The organism is Flavobacterium sp., from assembly GCF_017744675.1.
In the GTDB taxonomy this organism is placed as follows: domain Bacteria; phylum Bacteroidota; class Bacteroidia; order Flavobacteriales; family Flavobacteriaceae; genus Flavobacterium.
In genome coordinates, this window is the sequence record NZ_JAGIAV010000001.1 from 1005785 (window position 1) to 1032706 (window position 26922).

The 26922-nt window shown below is 33.1% G+C and carries 23 protein-coding genes; 8 read left to right on the forward strand and 15 right to left on the reverse strand.

All coding sequences use genetic code 11. The features are described 5' to 3' along the window. Nucleotides 1-10: 10 nt before the first annotated feature. The 9 genes from J7574_RS04430 to J7574_RS04470 form a co-directional block, all read right to left on the reverse strand. The gene (locus J7574_RS04430; RefSeq protein WP_290964721.1) at nucleotides 11-1327 is read right to left on the reverse strand and encodes a hypothetical protein; all 1317 of its coding nucleotides are present in this window, start codon (nucleotides 1325-1327) and stop codon (nucleotides 11-13) included. Nucleotides 1328-1466: 139 nt separating this feature from the next. Further along, complete coding sequence (locus tag J7574_RS04435; protein ID WP_290964722.1) at nucleotides 1467-3260, reverse strand: hypothetical protein; 1794 nt, start codon at nucleotides 3258-3260, stop codon at nucleotides 1467-1469. Nucleotides 3261-3274: 14 nt separating this feature from the next. Beyond that, nucleotides 3275-4504, reverse strand: a complete 1230-nt coding sequence (locus J7574_RS04440; protein ID WP_290964725.1) for a DUF4249 domain-containing protein — start codon at nucleotides 4502-4504, stop codon at nucleotides 3275-3277. A 4-nt stretch (nucleotides 4505-4508) separates the two neighbouring features. Next, nucleotides 4509-7292, reverse strand: coding sequence for a TonB-dependent receptor (locus J7574_RS04445; protein WP_290964728.1), 2784 nt, complete (start codon nucleotides 7290-7292; stop codon nucleotides 4509-4511). Next, nucleotides 7293-8036: a hypothetical protein gene (locus J7574_RS04450; RefSeq protein ID WP_290964729.1), complete on the reverse strand. Its 744-nt coding sequence runs from the start codon at nucleotides 8034-8036 to the stop codon at nucleotides 7293-7295. Nucleotides 8037-8309: 273 nt separating this feature from the next. Further along, complete coding sequence (locus J7574_RS04455) at nucleotides 8310-10454, reverse strand: polyribonucleotide nucleotidyltransferase (RefSeq protein ID WP_290964731.1); 2145 nt, start codon at nucleotides 10452-10454, stop codon at nucleotides 8310-8312. A 178-nt stretch (nucleotides 10455-10632) separates the two neighbouring features. After that, a complete protein-coding gene (gene rpsO, locus J7574_RS04460) occupies nucleotides 10633-10899 on the reverse strand; it encodes a 30S ribosomal protein S15 (protein WP_008466503.1) in 267 nt (88 codons plus the stop codon). Between the two features lie 178 nt (nucleotides 10900-11077). After that, complete coding sequence (locus J7574_RS04465) at nucleotides 11078-11770, reverse strand: hypothetical protein (protein ID WP_290964735.1); 693 nt, start codon at nucleotides 11768-11770, stop codon at nucleotides 11078-11080. Nucleotides 11771-11803: 33 nt separating this feature from the next. Further along, on the reverse strand, nucleotides 11804-12259 hold the full coding sequence (locus J7574_RS04470) for a GAF domain-containing protein (protein ID WP_290964737.1): 456 nt from the start codon (nucleotides 12257-12259) through the stop codon (nucleotides 11804-11806). A gap of 70 nt (nucleotides 12260-12329) precedes the next feature. On the opposite strand from J7574_RS04470, the gene xrtF reads away from it, so the two are divergent. From xrtF to J7574_RS04500, 6 genes are all read left to right on the forward strand, one after another. Continuing rightward, complete coding sequence (gene xrtF / locus J7574_RS04475) at nucleotides 12330-12866, forward strand: exosortase family protein XrtF (protein WP_290964739.1); 537 nt, start codon at nucleotides 12330-12332, stop codon at nucleotides 12864-12866. Then, a complete protein-coding gene (locus J7574_RS04480) occupies nucleotides 12856-13302 on the forward strand; it encodes an exosortase F system-associated protein (RefSeq protein ID WP_290964742.1) in 447 nt (148 codons plus the stop codon). Before xrtF ends, J7574_RS04480 begins: the two co-directional genes overlap by 11 nt. Nucleotides 13303-13348: 46 nt before the next feature. Further along, nucleotides 13349-13747, forward strand: coding sequence for a hypothetical protein (locus J7574_RS04485; protein ID WP_290964744.1), 399 nt, complete (start codon nucleotides 13349-13351; stop codon nucleotides 13745-13747). Nucleotides 13748-13866: 119 nt separating this feature from the next. Then, a complete protein-coding gene (locus J7574_RS04490) occupies nucleotides 13867-15873 on the forward strand; it encodes a TonB-dependent siderophore receptor (RefSeq protein ID WP_290964747.1) in 2007 nt (668 codons plus the stop codon). Between the two features lie 41 nt (nucleotides 15874-15914). Next, on the forward strand, nucleotides 15915-16256 hold the full coding sequence (locus J7574_RS04495; RefSeq protein ID WP_290964750.1) for a heavy-metal-associated domain-containing protein: 342 nt from the start codon (nucleotides 15915-15917) through the stop codon (nucleotides 16254-16256). A gap of 134 nt (nucleotides 16257-16390) precedes the next feature. Next, nucleotides 16391-17071, forward strand: a complete 681-nt coding sequence (locus J7574_RS04500; protein WP_290964752.1) for a VTT domain-containing protein — start codon at nucleotides 16391-16393, stop codon at nucleotides 17069-17071. A gap of 184 nt (nucleotides 17072-17255) precedes the next feature. Here the strand turns inward: J7574_RS04500 and rodA are convergent, their stop codons facing one another. The 6 genes from rodA to purH all read right to left on the reverse strand — a co-directional run bounded on the left by rodA (nucleotide 17256) and on the right by purH (nucleotide 24532). After that, the gene (gene rodA / locus J7574_RS04505; protein WP_290964754.1) at nucleotides 17256-18491 is read right to left on the reverse strand and encodes a rod shape-determining protein RodA; all 1236 of its coding nucleotides are present in this window, start codon (nucleotides 18489-18491) and stop codon (nucleotides 17256-17258) included. A gap of 17 nt (nucleotides 18492-18508) precedes the next feature. Then, the gene (gene mrdA, locus J7574_RS04510; protein ID WP_290964757.1) at nucleotides 18509-20485 is read right to left on the reverse strand and encodes a penicillin-binding protein 2; all 1977 of its coding nucleotides are present in this window, start codon (nucleotides 20483-20485) and stop codon (nucleotides 18509-18511) included. Further along, entirely contained in the window at nucleotides 20482-20988 is a 507-nt protein-coding gene (locus tag J7574_RS04515) for a rod shape-determining protein MreD (protein ID WP_095928103.1), read from the reverse strand. Before J7574_RS04515 ends, mrdA begins: the two co-directional genes overlap by 4 nt. After that, on the reverse strand, nucleotides 20981-21811 hold the full coding sequence (gene mreC / locus J7574_RS04520) for a rod shape-determining protein MreC (protein ID WP_290964763.1): 831 nt from the start codon (nucleotides 21809-21811) through the stop codon (nucleotides 20981-20983). The genes J7574_RS04515 and mreC overlap by 8 nt, the downstream gene beginning before the upstream one ends. A gap of 109 nt (nucleotides 21812-21920) precedes the next feature. Then, a complete protein-coding gene (locus J7574_RS04525) occupies nucleotides 21921-22949 on the reverse strand; it encodes a rod shape-determining protein (RefSeq protein ID WP_008466528.1) in 1029 nt (342 codons plus the stop codon). Nucleotides 22950-23005: 56 nt separating this feature from the next. After that, nucleotides 23006-24532 (reverse strand): bifunctional phosphoribosylaminoimidazolecarboxamide formyltransferase/IMP cyclohydrolase, encoded by a 1527-nt coding sequence (purH, locus tag J7574_RS04530; protein ID WP_160780822.1) that lies wholly within the window; start codon nucleotides 24530-24532, stop codon nucleotides 23006-23008. Between the two features lie 165 nt (nucleotides 24533-24697). Here purH and J7574_RS04535 point away from each other — a divergent pair, with 165 nt between their 5' ends. Together J7574_RS04535 and J7574_RS04540 are read left to right on the forward strand one after the other, a co-directional pair. Next, nucleotides 24698-25945: an ABC transporter permease gene (locus J7574_RS04535; protein WP_290964772.1), complete on the forward strand. Its 1248-nt coding sequence runs from the start codon at nucleotides 24698-24700 to the stop codon at nucleotides 25943-25945. An 88-nt stretch (nucleotides 25946-26033) separates the two neighbouring features. After that, nucleotides 26034-26921 carry a cupin-like domain-containing protein gene (locus J7574_RS04540; protein ID WP_290964775.1) on the forward strand — a complete coding sequence of 296 codons (888 nt, stop codon included), beginning with the start codon at nucleotides 26034-26036 and terminating at the stop codon, nucleotides 26919-26921. Nucleotide 26922: the final 1 nt, after the last annotated feature.

The window sequence follows — 26922 nt, forward strand, 5'->3', positions numbered from 1 at the left end:
TTTCAATAAACTAGAAGTATCTTATAGCTCTAGCTTTGGTACTGCTTTTTTCTGGAATTTTTGATGTAGAAGTTTTTTCTCCTGTTTTAAAATTGATTGTCGAAACTGCATTTTGATCAATTTCTGTCGAACTCCAATAAATTGAATCTGTAAAATTGCCTAAATTTTTTAAATATAGATTTTTATATATTAGTTCTAATTCATTTGATGATGGTAAAAACCAATCGTTATAAACATCTTGATTAAATGATATAGCATCTTTAGCCAAAAGAGTTCCGTTGTTTAAATTGCTGCAAACTGATGGATTCGTGTAGAAATTGGTTAGATTGTCGTGATAAATTACAATTTGTGCTGTATTGTAATAGCCACTTCCAATTTCGTTATTTCTTGCTTTTGAGATAGATGAAGCCACACAACCCCATTCTAAATCTTTTAAATCTTTTGTTGCAACTTCTATATAACGCCATCCCAAACTATATTTGCCTTTATCATAAAAAACAATTCCTTTTGCTGGTCCTCTGTCACCAATTTTATATGGATATTTAGTCTCATATAAGAGCTCGAGTTTTATGTTTTTGTCTAGCATTTTTATGGTCACATTTGTACCGTACATTTCAACTTCTCCATCAATACTCCAATATTTAGCTAATTCAGATGCACCATCTAGTTTTATATTTAGATGTAATTTATCGTCAACAAATAAAAAGAACCATGTTCCGCTGTATTCTTGATTATTAAAATAAAAAACTAAAGTTGCATCTGAGTTTATCAAGAATCGACCGCTTAAATAAGTATTGTCATCGGTTTGAGCATAACTTACTTTCCAATAATAATCTAATGGTTTATCCAAAGGCGGAGAAATAATTCCGTTACAATACGCTATGATGTCTTCTCTGGTGCAGTTTTTAAGAGCAATGTTCAGTTCTGAATTACTATTTACAGAATAAATAGTGTTATCTGCTAAAGTTGTTGAAATAGGGTAGCTAATGCTTAAAGATTGATCAGTAGAAAGATTTTCTAAAATTTTACTGAATTGCACGTCACTCAATATATACTGTATTCCAATCGGATTCTGATTACTGTCGTAAACCTTTAAAGCTAAAGGATAAATAAATTCTACACATGGAGGTGTTTCTCCTTCTTCAAGCGCTTTTTTGGAAGTTGTGTTTTCTAATGTATGATATAACTCGGAATCTTTTTTAATTAGTTTTCCAAATTTTCCAGTTTCTAAATTAACAGCTTCATGTAGATTGTCTTGAAATTCGCATCCGCAAACAATAAAAATGAATAGTAGAAGTCCAGTTGGTATTTTCGGAATGTTTTTCATTATATCTGCTTTTTAAATTCGGTTCTAAAGAATAGTCTCAAGAAATAAAAAAGGTTGCGTACAAATTGAATAAAAAAATTAAGCCTTGATCAAAAAATATTTCGATCAAGGCTGATAATATGTTATAAATGAAAAATGATTATCTTACTGTAATGTTTTTTGAAACATAGACTGGCTGCCCATTTTCGGTAAAACCTTCTAAGATAACTTCAAAATTTCCTTTAAGATCTGATGTATAAAAAGATAATTGATCTTCTTTAGTTTCTAATTTTACATCCGGTTTCCATAGTAATTGATATCTGTAATCTGGAATTCGCTGTAATTTATTTCCAGGAGCGTAATCAGGATTATTGTATACCTTTTGAGGGTTTGGACGCTGGATTTCCATTGTTTTCAAATATTTCTTTGCATAATTCTCTGAAAATTCATTGTTTTTAGTTTCAAAACTAATCATGCCTCCATACAGATTAGGTCCATACACATAAGGTTCCGAAATTAGGCTTATTTTGTTTACATTTCCCATATTGTATTCAAAAAGGTCGCTTGGATCTTGAATTAATAATCCGTCAACTAGCACCATAGGCGGACCGTATACTTGTAGGTCTTTTTGATCATTTCTAATATGAAGTTCATATTTCCCATTATTTCTTCTGTAATAAAGTTCAACCAGAATCTCGACAATATTTTCTTTTAAAGTGGGGAATCTTGTATAGTCGTCTAGAACATAAGTTTTTTCGATTGTGCTGAAAAATGGGGTCATAACAGCTTCAGTAACTAAACTATCTTTTTTGATTTGATAGTAAGCGTTTTGAATTTGGCTTGCTGTAGATCTTTCTTCAATATCATTTTTTAGTTCTGGAGACAGATTAAATTTTGAAGTAAATTGTAATGAAGAAGTATCAAATTTTGGAAAAGCATCTAGCACGATTGTATAATCAGCTCTTTTTTCATCGATTACCTGCAAAATTGCATTAGGAAAATTAGGAAATTGATCTAATAAAAAGGCAAATTTTCCTTGTGCATTTGTTTTGACGATTTTCAAAACATATTCTTTTCCGGGCAATGATAAGGCGATCGATTTGCCGGCCAAGTTTTGATTGCTGCTTGATGTGATATAGCCTGTAATAAGTTCCGATCTTACTTCTGGAATATAAGTAAAAGAAGCTGGTGTAGAATTAACATAGTTTTCTGCCGATTTCTTAGCAAATTCTGCAGGCGTAAGTTGTTTTAGAGTTGGAATTTGATCTATTTTTCTAATAGAAACAGAATAATTGCCTTTTTCAATGGTTTTCGTCAAAGACTTCAATTTCAAGTTTACTTTTTCTCTTGTGTAATAGCTTTCTTTGTCAAATTCAAAATCGATTCTTTTATCGTTTCCGGTATTTGAATTTATGGTTTGAATCGCTGTTGCAGTATTTTTGGGGTTAACAAGATCAAATGTAATATTGTCATTTGGCTCCTGAGTTTGAAACGGATTGATAATGAAAATATCTATTTCATGCTTTTGCGAATTAGGATTATTCAATATCCATTTTGTATAAGCAATGACTTTATAATTTCCAGTTTTTAATGTTGTTGGAATAAAGTATTCTCCAGTTCCAATTCCGTTATCAAGATATATTTTATTTTTTTGAAGCGATTTTTTCTCACTGTCAATTAATTCAACATAAGCAATTTTGCTTACTTGACTAGTTTTATTGTTTAAAGGATTTAAACAGTACAGTTTGAAATACAATGTTTCTCCAGTCAAAAAGCTAGTTGTGTTCGAATGAATAAAGATAGTTTCTTGCGTTGAAATGGTCGGGATATCGTTTTTGTTTTGTGAACTCTGAGCATAGTTGAATCCGCTTTGAGTTAATAAAAATATCAAAAGCGCCAAATGTTTAATTCTGCTTAGAACATTAGTCTTATTATATATAGAAAAGTGTTTCATGGATTTAAAAAAGATTAATCTACCCAAAAAGGAGGAACAATATTAGATGAAAAAGAAGTACAGTCTCCACATGGTGTTTTTACCATAAAATAAATGTCACCGTAGGTCCATGAAAACAATGCTCTAACATTTGTGCGAATATAAGAACGTAATATTGCTCTTTTGCAAGGAAGATCGCCATCACAGTCTTTGAATTCTTCGGGCTCGCAGTCAGATTCGTAGTAAGGAGGTAAAGCTTCTTTTGGAAACAAATCAGCATAATTAAAATAAATTCTTTCTGTAGAAACTGAAGAAACTTCAAAGAATCCAATTACTTTTTCTTCAGGATTTTCGACAGATTTTATGTTTCCATAAAAGAATCCAGGTTGTTTTGGTGAAAGAACACCTCCGGAGGTTGATAAATCTCGTAATGTTTTATAAAAAGTATATGCAGCTAAATTTTGAACATATTGTTTTACAAGTATACTGTAACGATGTGATATAATGTAATTTTGGTCGCTAATGAAACGCACAGGAAAATGTACCCGGTCTTCACTAAGTCCACTTGTGTTGTTTAAAATTATACTGTTTGATTTTTTGGTAGAAAAACAAACTCTAGTTTCTTTAGTTCGAGGCGTTACTGAAATTACTTCTTGTTGAGGAGAAGGGGGTGTTCCTTCAATAGGATTTCCAGGGTTTGCAGGTATCGTTAGTAGACTAGTTTCCTGAAAATACCATCTTGGCGCGATAATTTTATAGGTTTCAGCATACTCATATCTATAATATTTTGAGGTGTTGGAAGGATCAAAACTATTGACATTAATTTGTACACCTCTTTGTCCATTCACTGTTTCAACTGTAGCAGTTACATTGTCAATTTTGGTTTCGGTAGTTAGAACCTGCTCGTCAGAAGTATAGTTTTTTCCTGCACTTGTTCTAATTTTTAATTGATATTTTCTTCCAGGCTCAGCTTTAAATGGTGTGATAGATTCGTAAACCGTATCTTTTTCTGTAAACTGATATTCATTTCCCTTATCGTCTGAAACAGATACATTTGCTCCTTTTTCAAGTCTTGGACCTGTTTCTTCAAGCTGATAAACTTGAGAAAGTCTGATGGTTTGATTTTTAAGTTCGTTCGTAATAGTTCCTTCTACCACAAGAGCACTTTCAAAATCTGTATTTTGAAAAACATATTGCTCCGTACAGCTGCTAATAGTGGCTGTAAGAATTAGTAATAGTGATATTTTATATAGATGTTTTTTCATGATTTTAAAACTTGAAATTATAAGTAATACTTGGAATTGGAATAGAAAAAATAGATGTTTTGTAAGCTTTTATTTGTCCTTCTTTTGTAACAAAAAATACTGAATATGGATTGTTACGGCCTAAAACATTGTATACCGAAATATTCCAAAAACTATGAGCTAACTTTTTTATTTTATGATTTCCTTCAATGTTCAGGCCAATGTCAAGTCTGAAATAATCAGGGATTCTAAATTTATTACGATCACTATAAACGGTATATTGTTCGTTGCCATAATCGTATTTTCCGATCGGATATGTAATTGGTCTTCCTGTTTGATAAATAAAATTACTTGAAAAACTGTAACGCTGGGTAATTTTATAGTTTAAAACGGCACTAAAATCGTGTGGCTTATCAAAGTTTGATGGAAAATATTTTCCATTATTTACTTTTTCTTCATTAAACTGGCTATCGAGTTTTATTAAAGATCTCGAGTATGTATATCCAAGCCATCCGTTTAATTTACCAACTTGTTTTTTAACCAAAAATTCTACACCATAAGCTTTTCCTTCTCCCTGTAAAAGTTCAGTTTCTATATTTTCATTCAATAATAATTCGGCTCCCACCTTATAGTCCAATATGTTTTTAGATCTTTTGTAATATCCTTCTACACTAAGGTCTATATCGCCACCTTTAAGATTTTTATAAAATCCCAAAGAAACTTGCTGAGCGCTTTCTGGCTTAACATTTAAATCAGAAAGTTTCCAAATGTCTGTTGGAGATTGTGTCGTATTATTTGATAGCAAATGAATGTATTGATAGGTTTTGTCATAACTTGCTCTTACAGAGAAATCATCTGCAAGGAAATATCTGGCAGCAAATCTTGGTTCTAATCCTCCGTATCTTTTAATTACTTCATTGTTACCATATGTTTTGGTATCTATTACCGTTGCATCACTAATAGGGGCATTGTCCTCGTAAATTCGCTGAGTAGATTTTCCTAAAGCCGAAAAAGTAGAATATCGTAAACCAAAATCAAGCAAAAATTTGTCGTTTACTTTAAAATTATCTCCAATGTAGGCCGCAGATTCTAATCCTTTTTCGGTTTCAACATCGATCGGGACCAATGTAGATTGTGGATTTGTCGGATTCAAATATCCAGGATCTACAGAATATAATTTTGTCGAAATACCATAACTAAATCTATGCTTTTCATTGTATAAATAATTCATTTTGATCATTGCTTGAGTTTCGTTGATTTTATAGCCGAAATCAAAATTATTTACTCCTTCAGATTGATAATCAATGTTGAATTTGTATTCACTATTCGTAACAATCAAAGACCCTTTGTTTTTCTCATTGAAAGTATGATTCCATTTTAGAGTTGCTAAACGATTGCTGTATTTGTATAAAGAATCTGATGAAACACTGAATTTATCGTGGCTGTAATAAAGCGTAGATTCAATATCATTTTTTGCGTTTATTTTGTGATTGTATTTTAGGATAAAATCATAAAAAGAAGCCTGACTGTTTTTTAAATTTTCATCATCCAGACTTTTTAAAATCCAATCCGAATAAGTTGCTCTTCCTCCAGCCACTAGACTTGATTTTCCTTTTACAATAGGTGTAGATAGCATTAAATTGCTGGTAACAGGACCAATACCGCCTTCACCTTGAAATTCGTTTACATTTCCGATTTTTGATGAAATGTCAAAAACAGATGATAACCTACCTCCAAATTCAGCAGGAATGCTACCTTTATAAATGTCTACTTTTTTAGTTGTATAAGGATTTAGCGCCGTAAAAAAACCAAAGAAATGCGACGGGTTGTATAAAGTAGCATGGTCTAATAAGAATAAATTTTGATCCTCTTTACCACCTCTAACGTTAAAACCTGCAGAACCTTCTCCTGCACTTTTTATTCCAGGCATAGTTAAAGCAACCTTAAGGATATCACGTTCCCCTAGTACTAAAGGAACGTTTTTAATTCCTTCAGAATCAATTGTCGTTACGCCAGTAATTGCTGCTTTTGCACTTTTGCTTTTATTGGTTTTAATAAGCACTTCGTCCAGCTGGTTTATATTGTCTGTCAAAGAAAAATTTAATACGCCATCATTATAAACCATTATATTTTTACTGACCTTATTATAGGAGAAACTTTCGGTTTCTACGACGTTTAATCCTCCTGGAACTTGCATGCTGTAGAATCCTTTTTTGTCTGTTACAGCTGAAAACTCAGAATTTGGTGTTTTTACGACAATATTAGCAAGACCAGAATTGTTTTTCCCCCCTTTTATAAAACCAGATAATGTATAAGTAGATTTTTTTTTCTGATTTTTTACTTCTTTACCGATTAAAACAATATCTCGAATGTTTTTATTTGGGTTTCTTGAGTTGGTTTTTTTAATAGAATCATATTGCTGATAGAAAATTGGGTTGATCATTCCGTTTTCGTCTCTTTCAAGAGGAATTCCGAAGTAATCATCTGGCAATTGGTTGTAGATTATACTATTATTTGTAACTATAACTTTATTTTCAGAAACATAAAAGTTAAAGCTCGTGTTCTGAAAAACATCTTCCAAAACTTCGCCAATTCTAACTTCTTTATATTGTTTGGTTATAGAAGTGCTGTCATTTTCAAACCATTTTTCATCAAAATAAAATTTATAATAAGATACTTTTTCAATGTCTTGAATAGCGGTTTTTATATTGGCATTTTTAAAATCAACAGATATTTTGTCACTGATTACTTGAGAATATATGATTTGTTGAAAGGCAATTAGAAATAGAATAAGAGTAATTTTTTTCATTTAATTAGAACTTTTTTTTAAAAGACCATTGATTTGTTTTGTGAGATTTTCTATAAATTGAGGCTTGTTGGAGCGTTCTAATTTTTTATCAGTATTGTAAATACTGTTTATTTCTTTCTTAAAATTTGGAAAAATTTTCTTGAAATCCCTTTCTGTTTCGACCTTGTAGAAGTAGTTGTTGTATTTTAATACATAACCTATTTTATAAATGAAGTCATAGTAGATAACATCTGCCTGAAAAGACTTTGCTTTTTCTTTGGTATGCTTAATGTAAAGAGAAACATTTTCTCCAATGTATGTTTCCTCGTAAATGCCTTTTATGATAGATGGAAATTTTACTGATTCTTCCTTTAGGTTAATAAATTTTTTGTTTTTAATAAAGAAATAATCAACCTTATTGGTAATAAGGTTTATAGGTACATTTTCTGAAGAGCCATTCTGTTTGTAGATGACTTGATCTTCAAGAATGTCATATTTAAGATTAACATCAGAATAAATCTGACCCTCAAAACTAATGTTTCCAAGATTGAATTCATCAATGTAATATCTGTTTTTGCCTTCTAATGGACGGAAAGATTCGCTATGAACTATTCCATTATTAATATTTAAATTGTCTTTGCCCACTGCTTGGTCGAAGTAATCGTACAATGAAAATTTTTCAGCAGATTGTGAAAACATGTGCGATATGTTCAATAGGCTTGCAAATAGCGAAAGATAAATCGCTTTTTTTTGATAATTTTTCAAGGAAGTGTGATTTTTTTTGATTTTGGATTGATTGGTGCCAAAAGTATTAAAAAAATGTTATGAAAATCACGTAATACTGTTAAAATGTAATAAAAGTGATATAAAAATACCTCAAAACAGGTAAAAAGTATATTCTTGGTATATTTTAAGTTAGAAAACCAAATTAACTCGAGAACTTTTTATTTTTTAATGATTTTCTTTAAACTGAAAAACCCCAATTCAGTTAAGAATTGGGGTTTTCTATGAATAAACCTTTAGTAAACTAAGATCTGATTACTCTTTTTTATCCTCACGTGGAGGTCTTGGAACAAGTGCTTTTTTAGACACTTTTTCTTTTTTAGTTTTAGGGTCAACTCCTAAGTATTTCACTTGAAAAACATCTCCCATTTTAACTACGTCAGCAACGTTTTCTGTACGCTCCCAAGCCAATTCAGATACGTGAAGTAATACCTCGTTTCCTGGTGCAGCAGTATATTCTACAACAGCTCCAAAATCAAGCATCTTGATTACTTTTACTTCGTAAGCTTCTCCCACTTGAGGTTTGAAAGTTAAAGCGTCAATTTTAGCCAATACAGTTTTGATTCCTTCTGGATCAGTTCCTAAGATTTCAACAACTCCTTGCTCGTCTACTTCGTTGATTACGATTGTAGTTCCTGTAGCTTTTTGTAATTCTTGAATTACTTTTCCTCCAGGTCCGATTAATGCGCCAATGAAGTTTCCAGGAATAGTTCTGGTAATGATTTTTGGTGCGTGAGCTTTAACATCTGGTCTTGGAGTTGCAATAGTTTCAGTTAATTTTCCTAAAATATGCAAACGTCCATCACGAGCTTGTGCTAAAGCTTGTTCCATAATGTCATAACGTAATCCTTCGATTTTGATATCCATTTGGCAAGCAGTAATACCGTCAGCAGTACCAGTTACTTTAAAGTCCATATCTCCCAAGTGATCTTCGTCTCCTAAGATATCAGACAATACAGCAAATTTCTCACCATCAGTAATTAATCCCATAGCAATACCAGAAACTGGTTTTGTCATTTGAACTCCAGCATCCATAAGAGCCATTGTTCCAGCACAAACAGTTGCCATAGAAGAAGAACCATTAGATTCTAAAACTTCAGAAACAACACGGATTGTGTAAGGACAATCTGCAGGAATCATATTTTTTAAAGCTCTTTGAGCTAAGTTACCGTGACCAACTTCTCTTCTTGAAGTTCCTCTTAATGGTTTTGCTTCACCAGTAGAGAAAGGAGGGAAGTTATAGTGTAAGTAGAATTTTTCTTCACCTTGTTCTGATGGAGAATCGATTTGGTTCGCTTCTCTAGAAGTTCCTAAAGTTACTGTAGCCAAAGCTTGAGTTTCTCCACGTGTAAATAAAGAAGATCCGTGAACAGATGGTAAATAATCAGTTTCACACCAGATTGGTCTGATTTCTGTAGTTTTTCTACCGTCTAGACGAATTCCTTTTTCAAGAATTACGTTACGAACTGCTTCTTTGTTTGTTTTGTAGAAATATTTTCCAACTAAACCTGCAAGATCTGCATTTTCAGCATATTCTTCTTCTGTATATAAAGCTTTTGCTTCTTCTTTTACAGCAGCAAATTTTTCTCCTCTTTCGGCTTTTCCAGAAGCTTCTTGAGCAATTGTGTAACATTTATCGTAAGCAGCAGCTTTTACTTTAGCGTAAACAGCTTCGTCTTCAACTTCACCTTCGTAAGTTCTGTATTCTTGAGAGCTTAATTTTGCTCTTAATTTTTGTTGAGCAACAATTTGAACTTTAATAGCTTCGTGAGCAAATTTAATTGCCTCAACCATTTCAGCTTCTGAGATTTCTTTCATCTCACCTTCAACCATTGCAACAGAATCCATAGAAGCTCCGATCATCATATCAATATCAGATTTTTCTAATTCTTCTCTGCTTGGGTTGATTACTAATTTTCCGTCGATACGAGCAACACGCACTTCAGAAATCAAGTTGTAAAATGGAATGTCAGAAACAGCTAATGCAGCAGATGCAGCTAAACCAGCTAATGCGTCTGGCATAACATTGTCATCGTGAGACATTAATTGAATCATAACCTGAGTTTCAGCATGGTAATCGTCTGGGAAAAGCGGACGCAATACACGGTCTACTAATCTCATTGTTAATACCTCACTGTCGCTTGGTCTTGCTTCTCTTTTGAAAAATCCTCCTGGGAAACGTCCTGCAGCAGCAAATTTTTCGCGGTAATCTACCGTTAAAGGTAAAAAGTCAACACCTGGGTTAGATGTTCTTGCAGAAACTGCAGTTGCCAAAAGCATGCAGTTTCCTAAACGTACAACAACTGAACCATCGGCTTGTTTTGCTAATTTACCAGTCTCGATTGAGATGCTTCTTCCATCTCCTAAATCGATAATTTCTTGTGAAACTTGTGGAATCATAAATTTTCCTTTTTGATTATACAATGGGTTTTAGTTGTGTTGTAGTTGTTGTTGTGTGTAGTTGTTGTTATCTAAAACCCAATGAAAAACCAAACTTTTTTTCTTGTAATATGCTTATTATAAATAGCTCTGATGTAAAAACAAAAAGAGGCACTCTCGCACCTCTTTTCTATATTGATTATTTTCTGATATTCAATACTTTGATAATCTCACGATATCTGTTGATATCTTTCTTTTTCAAGTAGTCCAACAAAGCTCTTCTTTTACCTACTAATAGTACAAGAGAACGCTCAGTGTTGTAATCGTGACGATTTTTTTTCAAGTGTTCAGTTAAGTGAGAAATTCTGTAAGTGAACAATGCGATTTGACCTTCTGCGCTTCCAGTGTTTGTTGCACCACCGTGTTGAGCGAAGATTTCTTCTTTCTTTTCTTTAGTTAAATACATTCCAATATTGTTTTAATGATTTTTATGTATGTCATACAACTTTTGTAAGACGGGTGCAAAATTAGATTAAAAAAACAGAAAAATCAAAAAAAAATAAAAGAATCTAAAAATAAGGGGTAAGAATTTTGTTTTTAATGATTTACAATCGTTTTTTTGGTTCTTATTTCGGTTGTTTTTTCTACTTTGACTTTTGAGTTTTCTTGCCCGATTGCTTTTCGCTTAAAGAAGAGTAGGAGAATTTGACATTGTTGGCATCAATGCTTGTGCCCGAAATTAAAACTCCACGATCGTAATTGTCTACAAATGTGATTTTTTTAAGCGAATCATTTCCTTCCCAAACACCTTGTTTTAGTCCATCTTTTAGAGTTCCTTTTTGTGTTACAAATTGATCGGTTTCTTCATAATCTCCATTTCCATCCACTACAGTTTGGCTTTTGTTTTCATCCCAGCAGTTCAGAACCAACGTTTGCGTCTTTTTGGTTTTCGGATCCCAAAGATTCTGTTTTTCACATTTTTTACTTTGGTTATCGTACCAGTTAATCTCTTTTCCGTTTTTATGGTCTTCAGAATAATTAACGACGGTTTCTTTTGCTCCGTTTTTATAATAATAAATAAATTCTCCGTCTTTCTTTAAAATATCACGATCCAGTGTTGTGCCAGTCATTCTTTTTCTTCCGTTTTTGTAAAAATCGGTTACAACATAGCGTGTGCTTTTTTGAGAATAATTGGTTATTACTCTTGTGTAAGCATAATTTTTTGGAGTGCATTCGCGATTTAAGGAGTCTAAAAAGATTTTTTTAGAAACCATATTAATTTGTGCAGACAGACGGACTGAAATTATCAGAAGCAAAAAGAGCAGGAGTCTTTTCATTCAGTGCTATTTTTTATCTTAAAAATAGTTCTTCTAGAATAATTTAGCAACTTCTTGATTTACAAATTCTAAAAATCTTTCGTCTGCTTCTGTAAAAGGGTCAATTACGTGGCTGTCAATATCAATCTGACCAATGTTTACTCCATTAACAAAAAGGGGCACTACAATTTCAGATTTTACAGTCAAACTGCAGGCAATATAATTGTCTTGTGCTTTAACATCTGGTACTACAAAATTAGCGTTGCTTTCTGCTACTTGGCCACAAATTCCTTTTCCAAACGGAATTACAGTATGGTCTGTTTCTGCGCCAACGTAAGGGCCTAAATGTAAAGTTTTAGCCTCGTGATTAGCAAAATAAAACCCAACCCAGTTGTAATACTCTACGTTTTCGTTTAAAAGCTGGCATATTGTCAATAATTTTCCGTCTCTATCTGTTTCATTGCCAGCGACAATTGCACTTATTTTTGGTTGTAATTCTTGAAATGTCATAATGTAAAATTTTATACAAAAGTATTTAAAGCTGAACTCAAAAAATATATAAATTTGAAAAAAAAATCTCTTGAAAAAATATTTAGTGCAGTTTAAGCCTTTCCTGATTTTTGTAAGCATCTTTTTTCTTACTTATATTGTCTTTACACTGCTTTACAAATTTTATTTAAATAGCTATCAGGCTGAGGAACTTGATGCTGTGACAACTGCAGCTGGACAAAATGCAGAGCAATTGCTAAAGCTTTTTAATTATGATATTATAATTCAGAAAAGCTCGCAAAACCCATGGCAAGAAATTATCTTAAACGGCAAATTTATAGCGCGTATAACCGAAGGATGCAATGCGCTAAGCGTGATGATACTTTTTGTGTCGTTTGTTGCTGCTTTTTCAGGAAATTTTAAAAAGACATTGCTGTTTATAATCTTAGGACTTATTTCTATTTATGTTTTGAATGTTATTAGAATTTGTATTTTAATTGTTCTATCGTATAATTTTCCTCAATATACCCGATTTCTGCACGGAACTTTCTTTCCTCTGATGATCTACGGATATGTTTTTATTTTATGGATTTTCTGGATCAATAGATTTTCAAAATATGCTAAATAATTTAAAAGAGAATAAATTTAAAATCTTGATTGCAATTCTTGTAGTAACAGGTTTTGCTTTGATTAGAACATTTGAAAGAAAATTGTTTTATGATCCATTTCTAGTATATTTTGAAGCCGATTTTCACTCGATACCTTATCCAGAAGTTGAGAATTTAAAGCTTTTTTGGTCGCTTTTCTTGCGTTACTTTTTAAACTCGGCATTATCTCTTTTACTGATTTATGCTTTGTTTCAAGATCGCGATATTTTTAAATTTAGCTTTTTTGTATATGCCTGTTTTTTGGTTGTGCTATTAAGCTCATTTTATATAATACTTCATTTTTTTCCAGATGGCGCGTGGCTTCTTTTTTATGTCAGAAGATTTATAATTCAGCCTATTCTGGTGCTTTTGTTTATTCCTGGTTTTTACTATCAGCTTCAAAAGGTTAAAAAATAACATTTGTTTTAGTTTTTTATCGGCAGTTTTTGAATAGCTTTGCAGTATGAATTTGAAAAAGTGCACAGGTCTGTTTTTGGCGCTCCTTTTATTGGTTTCCAATATTGGGTTTGCTTTTGATGTGCATTATTGCGGCGGAGAAATTGCTTCTGTTTCTTTAAAAACTACGGCAGAACTTGTAATTGAGAAGAAATGTTGCGGTTCTAAAGAGAAAAAAAATTCTTGCTGCAAAGACAAAGTGGTTCATTTTGAAAAGAAATCAGATGACGCAACAATCAAATTCTTCTTTTTTCAATTTGCTTTCCCAGCTGTTATACAAGATTACAAACCTCTTGTCTTTTTAGAAGTTCAAAATTTCAAAAAGAAAGAAGTACTGTCGTATTATGCTGATGCGAATGCGCCCCCCTTATTCAAGTTATACCATCAGTATATTTTCTATTCCTGATTTTAATGTTAAGATGCACTGCAAGCCTTAATTAGGGCTTCGCATTTACATTTTGCTTGTTTTTTGCTTTCCGCAAAATGCAAGAATGTAATTCTATTTCAACATTAAAATCATTTTTTATGCAAAAAAATATAATGCTTTTTGTAGCGTTTTTATTTTCTGTATCTATGTTTTCGCAAGAAGATCTAGAAGAAGTAAAAATCACTAAAAAGCAAAAAGGAATTAAAAAATCCTATACGTTAACAGCCAATACTTCTGTAATTACCAGTAAAGAATTGCTAAAAGCTGCTTGCTGTAATCTCGCAGAAAGTTTTGAAACCAATCCATCAATTGATGTCAATTTTTCTGATGCCCTAACAGGAACCAAGCAGATTAAAATGCTTGGATTGACGAGTCCGTATTTAATGATTACGGAAGAAAATATTCCTTCTGTTCGAGGCGCTTCTCAAGCTTACGGATTATCATTTACTCCTGGAACTTGGATTGAAAGCGTTCAAATTACCAAAGGAGCTGGAAGTGTTATAAATGGTTACGAAAGTATCTCAGGTCAAATTAACACGGAACTTTTAAAACCGTTAAATGATATTCCGTTTTTCTTGAATGCTTACGGTTCAACCGATTCTCGTTTTGAATTGAATACCCACTTCAATAAAAAACTGTCTGATAAATGGGCGACAAGCTTGTTTGTTCACGGAAATGCCCGTGTAGCCAAAAACGATATGAACGATGATGGTTTTCTAGACAATCCATTGGGGAAACAAATCAATGTTTTAAATCGTTATCAATATTATGATCCAGAAAGCGGTTTGGTTAGTTTTATCAATTTCAGATACATGAATGATAAAAAACAAACGGGAGAAGTGGATTTTGATAAAGATCGTGATCGCGGAACGACCAATCACTGGGGTTCTGAAATTAATACAGAACGTTTTGATGTTTCAACAAAAATTGGATACGTATTTAAAGATATGCCCTATCAAAGTATCGGATTTCAAAATGCTTTTAATAGCCACAAACAAGATTCTTATTATGGTTTAAATCAATACGATATTAAGCAAAACAGTTTTTATTCGAATTTGATTTTCAATTCGATTATTAATAATACAATGCACAAATTTACGACTGGGTTGAATTTTACTTACGATCAATATCAGGAGTTTGTAAACCTAACCGATGTGAGCAGAATTGATAATTCGGTTGGTGCTTTCTTCGAATATACTTATGATAACACCGATAATTTCAGTTTGATTTTAGGTGGAAGAGTAGACAATCATAACCGATTAGGATTTTTTGTTACGCCGCGATTGCACATGAGATATAATCCTTGGAAAAATGGAGTAATTCGTTTTTCTGCAGGAAGAGGAAAACGTTCTGCTAATATTTTCGCAGAGAATCAGCAGCTTTTTGCTAGCTCAAGAACGTTCTCGATTTTAGACTCTAGCGGAAAAGTATACGGTTTAAACCCAGAAATAGCATGGAATTATGGAGTGAGTTTTTCGCAGAAATTCAAACTTTTCAATAGAAATGCCGATGCGGGTTTTGATCTTTACCGAACAGATTTTCAAAATCAGGCAGTTGTAGACGTCATGCAAAGTCCGCAACAGGTTTTGTTTTATGATTTGAAGGGAAGTTCTTTTGCAAACAGTCTTCAAGTTGAGTTTAATTATGAGTTGATTCGTAACTTAAACTTAAGAACAGCTTACAAATATTACGACATTCAAACCGATTATTTAAGAGGAACATTCCAGCGTCCGCTTCAAGCTAAACATCGTTTCCTAGGAAATTTAGAATACGAAACAACGATGAACAATGATAAGCAATGGAAGTTTGATTTTACATATAATTGGTCAGGAAAACAGCAATTGCCTTATACGGCAACTAATCCTGTAGAAGATCAATTTCCAGATTTTTCGCCAGCTTATGCGGTGATGAATGCACAGGTAACTCGTGTTTTTTCACCTGTTTTTGAAGTATATGTAGGAGGGGAGAATATTGGAAATTACAAACAGCAAAAAGCAATTTTAGGCGCAAATGATTCTTTTGGACCTAATTTTGATGCATCGATAGCATACGCTCCAATTTTTGGGCAGATGTACTATGCAGGATTAAGATTTAAAATTAAATAAAAAGTAAAAATAAATTTCAGTAACATTAAATAATAGCAAAAATGAATAAGATAGTTTTAATAGCAATGATGGTTTTTTTAGGTTTTTCAGCTCAAGCTCAAACTAAGAAAAATAAGAACTTAAAATACACAACAGAAGTAAACGGAAACTGTGAACAATGCAAGAAACGAATTGAAAAAGCAGCTTACGGTGTTCCAGGAGTAAAAACGGCAAGCTGGGATGTAAGTTCGCATCAGCTTTCTGTTATTTTAAACGAAGAGAAATGTTCTCCTTCAGATTTAAACAAAGCGATTGCAAAGGCAGGTCATGATACTAAAGAAGTTAAAGCAACGACTGCAGATTATGATAATCTACACAGCTGTTGCAAGTATGTAAGAGAATAACGCTAAGAGAAGCCCAGACAACTAGTCTGGGCTTTTTTTAATAGTTAATTTATGTTTAAAATACCGTATTTTATTGTGGTTAAGGTAAATTATTGTTACTTTCACGGACTTATAAGATAACCAATTTTGCTTTTATGAATAATTTTGAATGGACCCAGTTATTAAACCCTGAATTTTATATTACTTTAAGCGTCGGAGGTTTTCAGATTGGGTTGTTTATTGTTCTGTTTATAGTTTTTGCTGAAACAGGACTTTTTGCAGGTTTTTTTCTTCCTGGAGATAGTTTGCTTTTTTTAGCAGGTATTTACAGTCGTGATCTAATTGAAAATGTTGCCTATATTCCAAATGATTTTGTAAATGTGTTCCTGCTTGCTACAGCAGTTGCTATAATGGGGGTTTTAGGTAATATGACTGGTTATTGGTTTGGTGCAAAAAGCGGTTATTATTTGTTTAAAAAAGAAGATACATTCTGGTTTAAGAAAAAATATTTGCTGCAATCAAAAGACTTTTTTGAAAAATATGGTGGAAAAGCAATTATTTACGCAAGGTTCCTTCCGATATTCAGAACGTTTGCTCCAATTGTTGCCGGTATCGTTTCTATGGATAAAAAAAAGTTTATGTTTTATAATATTTTGAGTTCTTTCCTTTGGTCATTTATTCTAATTTTCGCTGGACACTATTTATACGGCGTTTTCTTAAAACAAGGAATAGATTTAAAGAAACATATCGAATACATCATTATAATAATCATTATCATCTCAACTTTCCCAGTTGTATTAAAACTTCTGAAAAAGAGGCCAAGCGAAGAAATATAATTAAAGAAATAAAAAACAAAAAAGTCCGAAGTTTAAACTTCGGACTTTTTTGTTTTTATTATTGTGATGCCTATCTAAATTGTTCAATTAAACTTTGTGCTTTTAGTTAAGGTTTAATTAGAATGGAACGATCAGAATATTCGTTTTCAGATGGAAATTTTAAAAAGGATAATTTGTGATTTATTTACCACTCATTCACTTTGTTGGCGTCCATTTTAAGGAAAATAAACAGTAAAATCGTGAATCCCCAGAGTCCAGAACCTCCGTAAGAAAAGAAGGGCAGAGGAACCCCGATTGTTGGGAAAATTCCAATTACCATGGCAATATTTACGAAGAAGTGTATAAAGAGAATCCCTGCGACACAATATCCGTAAACTCGGCTGAATTTTGTTTTTTGTCTTTCTGCCAAATAAATGACTCTAAGCAATAACCCTACAAAAAGTAAAATTACGACCAAAGAGCCTGCAAATCCCCATTCTTCGCCTACTGTTGTAAAGATATAATCAGTATGCTGTTCAGGAACGAATCCTCCTTTAGTTTGTGTTCCTTCAAGAAAACCTTTTCCTATCCAACCGCCAGATCCAATTGCAATTTCAGATTGGTTGGTATTGTATCCAATACCTTTCATATCTACAGTTTTACCAAGTAAAATATTGAAACGGTCTCTGTGGTGCTGCTTAAAAACGTGATCAAAAACATAATCAACAGAAAAGACAAATCCAGAGATTAAGACTAATAAAACGCCGCTTAAGATTATATTTCTGTCTACTACTCGGCCTTTAAAATGTATTATTGCCAATACAACAAAAGCCATAATAATAACTACGTATGGTTCTAGAACCAGAGTAAGAACAAAAAGAACTATAGTTATAAAAGCGGTCCAAACGTACCAAGAAGGTAGGCCTTCTCTATATAAAACAAGAATGAAGACACTATAAATTAAAGCACTCCCAGGGTCTGGCTGTGGTAAAATAAGCATTACAGGTAATAGCATAATAGCCAAAGCCTGAATCTGCCTATTGGTTTCTTTAAGGTTGATTTGTGTGTCGCTTAAGTATTTGGCTAAAGCCAATGATGTAGCAGCCTTTGCAAATTCTGAAGGTTGCAGCGTAAAACTTCCTATAGCATACCAGCATCGCTGTCCGGCAATTGTTTTTCCGAAAAGAAATAGTCCTGCAAGCGATAATAGAGATACTCCAAATATAATGCTGGCGTATTTTTCATAGAATTTACCATCCACAAAAAGAACAACAAATATCAACGGAATAGTACAGCCAATGAAAATAAGCTGTTTTTGGTAAGTTCCATCTGTTGATAATAAAGAAGACGAATAGATATTAAGCCAACCTAAAGTTACCAGCGCAATGTAGATAAAGACACTTATCCAATCGATATTATTTTTTACACTTTGATTTTTCATTTGAAATAATCCTCTTCTTAGTTTTTCTTAGTTGTGTCTACTGCTGTTTTTTTAACTTCAGTTGTTGGTGCTGCTGTTGTAACAGGCGCTTTTGGTTTTACAATTTTTGCTTGTAAAACAGAATCTTTAGGAACAGACTCAATTTTAGCCGCATCTCCTATTCCTCCCAATTTAGCATATTCTGCTACTAAGCTTTTGTTTAAAACCCTAGTTTCTAAATCAGTTCTTGTGATTTTATGTCTAAGATATTTTTCAATCATTAAACTCGCAATAGGTCCTGCAACGGTTGCACCAAAACCTCCATTTTCAATCATTACGGCAATCGCAATCTTCGGATTGTCTTTTGGAGCAAAAGCCACAAAAATAGAGTGATCTTTAAGTTTTTCTCGTTTACCGTTTATTTTAGCAAAATTTTCTGCTGTACCTGTTTTTCCGCAAATGTCAATTCCTTCTACTCTAAGGGCATAAGCCGTTCCTTTGTTATAAACATCAAATAATCCGCTAATTACAGGAGGAAAATATTTTTGATCAATCGTTGTAACGTGTTTTGTTGTAAACTTCTCGTCAATTTTTTCTCCCTCAATCTTTTTAATGATATGAGGAGTATAATAATACCCTTGATTTGCTACAGTAGCCATCATGTTGGCTAATTGAATAGGTGTCATTAATACCTCTCCTTGGCCAATTGCATTAGAAACAATGGTTGAACTTCTCCATCCTCCATTAGGATAAATTCTTTTATATGTTTTAGAAGTCGGGATATTGCCTCGTTTTCCAGTAGGTAAATCGTAGCCCATAAATTGCCCTAAACCAAAACTTTTTACGTGACTGCTCCAGACATCTACAGCCTGTCCAGGATTTTTGTACTTATTGATAGTAAGCATATATGCTTGACCAAAATAAGTATTACAAGAATTATAGATTCCGTTATGTAATTGATGAGGACCAAAACCGTGACATTTCATAAAACGACCACCTCCATAGCTAAAACCATGATGGCACATAAAAGTAGTCTGCTCATTGATAACTCCTTCTTGCAGTGCAACTAAACCAGTAAGAATTTTGAATGGAGAACCGGGAGGGTACTCCGCCAAAAGTCCTCTGTCATATAAAGGTTTTGCAATAGAATCGCGATATAAAAGCGTATAGTTTTTAGATCTTTGGCGACCTACTAAAATTCCAGGATCATAAGAAGGAGCGGTAACTAATGCTAAAATTTCACCTGTTTTAGGTTCAATCGCGACAATTCCGCCTCGCTTATTTATCATCAATTCTTCTCCGTATTTCTGAAGCTCGGCATCAATAGTTAAGTTGACATCTTCTCCAGCTACGGCGATTGTATCGTATTTTCCTTCTTTATAAGGGCCAATTTCTCTGTTGTATTTGTCTTTTTGAATGTATTTTACACCTTTAATACCGCGTAAAATTTCTTCATAACTTTCTTCTACACCTTGCTTACCAATTAAATCCCCACTGTTATAATAAGGGTTTTTTGCAATCTGTTTTTCATTAACCTGCGTTATGAAACCGAAAATGTTTGCGCCGTAATCTACTTCGTAATCGCGTAAAGATCTTTTCTGGAAATAGAAACCATCATATTTTCTGATTTTTTCTTGAAAAGCGGCAAATTCGTTTTTATTTAATTGAGCTAAGAAAACAGAAGGAAGTCGTGGGCTATATACTTTTGCTTTTTCAATACGCTTATGATATTCTTCTTCCGTAATATTTAAAAGTGCACAAAATTCAGCAACATTAAGGTCTTTTTTTATCTCTCTCGGAATAACCATGATATCGTAAGAAGCTTGATTCGCAACAAGAAGTTTTCCGTTACGGTCATAGATGTAGCCTCTTTCTGGATAGTCGTAAACCTTTTTTATTGCATTATTTTCAGATTTCAGTTTGAAAGAATCATCAATAATTTGCAAGTAAAAAATCCTAATCACTAGCAAAGATGCTGCAATAATAATTATAGTGGGCAGCAAAGCTTTTCTCATCGTTTATTGGGCTTAATAAGATAAATTATTATTATTGAGGTGATTATAGTAAAGATAGAACTAAATAAGGTTCGGAGCAAAATGTCCCAGATAAATTTGAATTGAAATGCTTCTAAAACAAATAATACAATATGATGCATTAAGACCGAAACTAAAATGAATGAAAATCGTTCTGGTGTTAAAGATTCGTTCAGTTTAATGGTTTGATATTCGTAGCTTAAACCAAAAGAAAATTTAAAAATATAGGGTCTGTAATAAGCTAAAATAACACAGGCTGTTGCATGTATTCCTCCAGAATTACAAAACATATCCATTGTAAGTCCGAGAAGGAAACTAGAAATAATTAGTCCTGCTTTATTGCTGTTTACAGGGTACAGAATGATATACAAGATATACGGAAAAGGACTTATATATCCTAAGAAATTCATATTGTTGAAAATAACAATCTGAACTGCCAGTAACATAATAAATCGAAAAATATTGACTAACAGAGCGCTATTCATTTTTTTCTTTGTTTTTGTTTTCTAAATTAATAAGTTCTTCTCTGTCTTTACTTTTGATAATATATACATGGCCCAAGTTTGTCATATCGTTAAACAGTTTAACTTTTATAACATAAAAACTTGTGTTATCCTTTTTGTAAACAACGTCTACTGTTCCGATATTAATTCCTTCAGGGAAAATTACAGATTGTCCACCAGTAACAATAGTATCGCCTTTTTTAATTGATGCTAATCTTGGAATATCTTCTAGCTGAACAAATCCCGTGCTTTTTCCGTCCCAAGTTAAAGAACCGAAGTGGTTCGATTTTTTGATTTTAGCATTAATATGCGACTTCGTATTCAAGATACTAACAACAGTTGAGTAATTTGCAGAAGTATTATCAACAACTCCGATAATACCTAAACTGTTAATAACTCCCATATCAGGCTTAACTCCTTCTTTGCTTCCAGAATTTAGAGTGATATAGTTTTCGTGTGTGTTGTAAGTGTTATGAATTACTTTTGATACAACGATATCAGCAGGTTTTACCCCTTTGATGCTGTCTGGCAATGGAGCCTTGGTAGTATCTTCTTTGTTAAACAAAAGACTTTTTAACCTTGCATTTTCTAATACAAGTTCGTCGTTTTCGGCTCTTAAATTCAAATATTCGTTTACACGATTAATTCTTTCATAAACACCTCCGCTTAAAAAATTAGCCGAACTGATTACTCTGCTTCTGTGGTAGGAATGCGATTGAATTGTAAGCGTCAACGAAATACCTAAAAGCAGCAAAAACAGCAATCGATTACTGTTTCTTATAAGGAAATTAAATATTTGCTGCATTTCTTGTCTGGTTATTTTGTTTCAGGATGCTTAAAGGTTTCAGTTTTTACGAGGGTCAAATATTAAAAATCCGACCCTCATAAAAATAAATTGATTGTTATTTTGAATCTTATTTGATTAAGATACTTTTAAATTTAGCAATATTTTTAAGAGCCATTCCTGTTCCTCGTACAACTGCTCTTAACGGATCTTCGGCAATATAAACCGGTAAATCTGTTTTTTGAGAAATACGTTTGTCAAGACCTCTTAACATTGATCCACCACCAGCTAAATAAATACCAGTGTTGTAGATATCTGCTGCTAACTCAGGTGGAGTTTGAGATAATGTTTCCATTACCGCATCCTCGATACGCTGGATAGATTTGTCTAATGCTTTTGCAATTTCACGGTAAGAAACATCTACTTGTTTTGGTTTCCCAGTAAGCAAATCTCTACCTTGAACAGACATATCTTCTGGCGGTCCGTCTAAATCTTCGATAGCCGCTCCAATTTGAATTTTAATTTTCTCAGCAGTACTTTCTCCTACGAAAAGGTTGTGCTGTGTACGCATGTAATAAACGATGTCGTTTGTAAAAACGTCACCCGCAATTTTAACAGATTTGTCACAAACAATTCCGCCTAATGCGATTACAGCAATTTCTGTTGTACCACCTCCGATATCGACAATCATGTTTCCTTTTGGTTGCATAATATCGATACCAATACCAATTGCCGCCGCCATTGGTTCATGAATCAAGTAAACTTCTTTTCCGTTTACTCTCTCACAAGATTCCTTCACCGCTCTCATCTCCACTTCAGTAATACCAGAAGGAATACATACAACCATACGTAAAGCTGGAGTAAACATTCTTTTTTTCAATGCAGGAATGCTTTTAATGAACATATTGATCATTTTTTCCGACGCATCAAAATCAGCGATTACACCATCTTTCAAAGGCCTTATAGTTTTGATGTTTTCATGTGTTTTACCTTGCATCATATTGGCTTCTTTACCAACAGCAATGATTTTGCCTGATACTCTATCACGTGCAACGATAGACGGACTATCAATGACAACTTTATCATTATGAATGATTAAAGTGTTTGCGGTTCCAAGGTCTATCGCAATATCCTCGGTCATGAAATCAAAAAATCCCATAAGTTTTTTAGGGGTTTAAAATGTTATAAATTATTTATCGAACAAAGTTAAACAAATTAATGTTTAAAATGACGAGTTCCTGTAAATACCATTGCAAGATTATTTTCGTTGCAATAATTTATACTTAATTCGTCTTTTATCGAACCTCCTGGCTGAATTACAGCAGTTATTCCTGCTTTTTTAGCTAATTCTACACAATCCGGAAATGGGAAAAATGCATCACTTGCCATCGAAGCTCCATTTAAATCAAATCCAAAAGCTTTTGCTTTGTCAACAGCTTGAATTAAAGCATCAACTCTTGAAGTCTGACCTGTACCTGATGAAATCAATGTTCCGTTTTTAGCAAATACAATAGTGTTTGATTTTGTATTCTTGCAGATTTTAGAAGCAAAGATCAAATCTTCGATCTCTTGAGCAGTAGGTTCTGTAATTGTAACGGTTTTTAAATGCTCTTTATTATCCGTAATATTATTTCTGTCCTGAATTAACAATCCGTTAAGACAAGTTCTTACTTGACGAGCTGGCAATTCAACATCGTGTTGTACTAAAATAATTCTGTTTTTCTTCTCTTGTAAAACCGTAACTGCTTCATCATCATAAGCTGGAGCGATTACAACCTCACAGAATAGTTTGTTGATTTCTTGTGCAGTCTCTAAATCAATTTTAGTATTAGAAATTAACACTCCGCCAAAAGCAGAAGTAGGATCGCAAGCTAAAGCTGCCAAATAAGCTTCGCTGATAGTTTTTCTAGAAGCCAATCCGCAAGCATTGTTGTGTTTTAAAATTGCAAATGTTGGTCCGTCATTCTTAAATTCAGCAATTAAATTTACTGCAGCATCAACATCTAGCAAGTTGTTGTATGATAATTCTTTTCCGTGAAGTTTGTCAAACATTGCATCAAAATCTCCAAAGAAAAATCCTTTTTGGTGAGGGTTTTCACCATATCTTAAAACTTGACCGTTTGCAATGCTTTCTTTGTAAATAGTCTCGTCTGTATTGAAATAATTAAAAATAGCTCCATCGTAGTGAGATGAAACGTGGAATGCTTTGGTAGCAAACAATCTTCTGTTTTCTAAGGTTGTTGCTCCGTCTTGCTCTGTAATCAAATCCAAAAGTAAGCTGTACTCGTTAACAGAAGCAACAATTACAGTATCTTTGAAATTTTTAGCACCAGCACGAATTAACGAAATACCACCGATATCAATTTTTTCAATAATATCTTGTTCGCTAGCTCCAGAAGCAACTGTTTTTTCGAAAGGATATAAATCAACGATCACTAAATCGATTTGAGGAATATCAAATTCTTTCATTTGCTGAACATCGCTTTCATTGTCTTGACGATTCAAGATACCACCAAAGATTTTTGGGTGTAAAGTTTTTACTCTTCCGCCAAGAATTTCAGGGAAAGAAGTTATATCTTCAACAGGAACTACCGGAATACCAAGGTTTTTGATGAAATCTTCTGTTCCTCCAGTTGAATAAAGTGTTACATTTTGTTCGTGTAATTTTCTAACAATTGGTTCTAATCCATCTTTAGAAAAAACAGAAATTAATGCCGATTGTATTTTTTTAGTTGTGCTCATTGTGTAGTTATGATTTTGAGACTGCAAAAGTAGTTTTTTTATATCTTAAATTAAAAAAAATTAGTGTAACAAAATGCTAAAAAAATCTACTGATGAGTAAGTTAACTTTTATTAGGTTTTTGAATTTAAATTATTGAATTTTACTTTATTGAAAAATACAAAAATATGATCGTTTATCTAAGATTATTAAAAGAAAGTCTCAGCTTCGCCATCAATGCTTTGCGAAATAATAAATTACGCACATTGTTGTCGCTTTTAGGTGTAACGATTGGTATTTTTTCAATTATCGCTGTTCTGGCAGCTGTTGACTCTTTGGACAAAAAAATCTCTAAAGATTTAAGCAGCTTAGATAAAAATACGATTTATTTAATGAAATATTGCTTTGGACCGTCTGAAATTCCACAATGGAAGAGAGAACAGTTTCCGAATGTAAAATATGATGAATATATTGGACTGAAAAATTCGATGAATAACACCGCCCAAGTCGGATACCAGCTTTTTGTAAACAGAGAAAGTTTAAAATACGATTCTAAAACAGTTAGTGATGTGAATGTAATTCCGTCGTCAAGCGAAATGGTCGATATTGACGGATTGAGTTTTGATAAAGGACGATTTTATAATGAATCTGAATCTAATTCAGGAACTGCTGTTATAGTTTTGGGATATGACATTGCTGACGGACTTTTTGGTTCGAGCGATCCAATTGGTAAAAACATTCGTTTATACGGACAGCGTTTTACGGTTATTGGGGTAATTGCAAAACAAGGAGCTGGATTTTTTGGAGACAGCAATGATACTTCGGTTTATTTTCCAGCCAATTTTTTAAGAAGAATGTATGGCGACAGCGATTCTATGACGCCCGTAATAGTCTTAAAACCTGAAAAAGGTGTTGATATGGACGCTTATAAGGCGGAAATTGCTCAAAAACTTCGAGCAATTCGCGGAATGAAAGCGGGAGAAATGGATAATTTTTTCATTAATGTGCTTTCTGGCTTTACCGATTTTATTGACGGAATTTTAGGTCAGATGAATGCAGTAGGTTGGGTTATTAGCGGATTTTCTCTTTTGGTTGGCGGTTTCGGAATTGCTAATATTATGTTTGTTTCGGTAAAAGAAAGAACCAATCTTATCGGAATTCAAAAATCTTTGGGAGCAAAAAATAAATTCATCTTATTCCAATTTTTGTTTGAAGCGATTATTCTTTCTGTTATTGGAGGAATTATAGGGCTGCTGATGGTTTGGGGAATTGCTATGATTCTGACAAAAGTACTAGATTTCGAATTTGTTTTAAGTTTAGGAAACATTCTTTTAGGAACTGGTCTAGCTGCTTTTATTGGCTTAGTTTCTGGAATTCTGCCAGCAGTTTCGGCTGCAAATTTAGATCCGGTCGAAGCGATTCGTACAGGAATGTAATATTACTTTTGTGTTATTTTACTGTAAATTTTGACGGCTCAAAATAATTAGATATTTTTATAGAGCAAGAAACTAAATCATTAAAACAATGAGCTTTAACCTTAGATCTGTTGATACTGTTGAGTCTATTTCTAGAGAAGATTTCAAAAAGAATTATTTAGACAAAAAAAAGCCTTTAATTATAAAAGGCCTTACAAATGATTGGCCTGCAAAAGAGAAATGGTCGACGGAATACTTTAAGGAGATTGCTGGTGATATTGAGGTGAAATTAGTCGATAATTCTAAAGCAGATCCTTCAAAAGTAATTAATGCTTCTATCGCCACTATGAAATTTGGCGAGTACTTAGACCTCATAAAAAGAGAGCCTACACAACTGCGTATTTTTTTCTTCAATCTTTTCAAACACAGGCCAGAATTGGTTAATGATGTAAAAGTTCCAAAAGAATTAATGGGAGGTTTTATAGAAAGTATGCCAGCTATGTTTTTTGGCGGTTCTAAAGCGGTTACATTTTTACATTACGATATTGATTTGCCTCATCTTTTTCATACCCATTTTGGAGGAAGAAAACACATCATATTGTTCGATTATAAGTGGAAGAAAAGGCTCTATTGTCTGCCAAATACAACTTACGCGCTAGAAGATTATGATGTTGCGAATCCTGATTTTGAAAAATTTCCTGCTTTAAAAGGAGTAGAGGGTTACGAAGTTTTCTTAGAACATGGCGATACGTTATTTATGCCAACAGGAATGTGGCATTGGATGCGTTATGTCGACGGTTCTTTTTCACTTACCCTTCGGGCATGGGATAAATCATGGTCACGAAAAATAGCGAGTGTTTGGAGCTTATTTATGCATGGAGCAGTAGATAGTGGTATAAAAGTAGTTTTTAGAGAGCGTTATGCTTTATGGCGCGAAAAACTAGCATATAAAATTGCTGAAAAAGAATTAAAAAAGGATTTGAGAAAAGCGAGTTGAT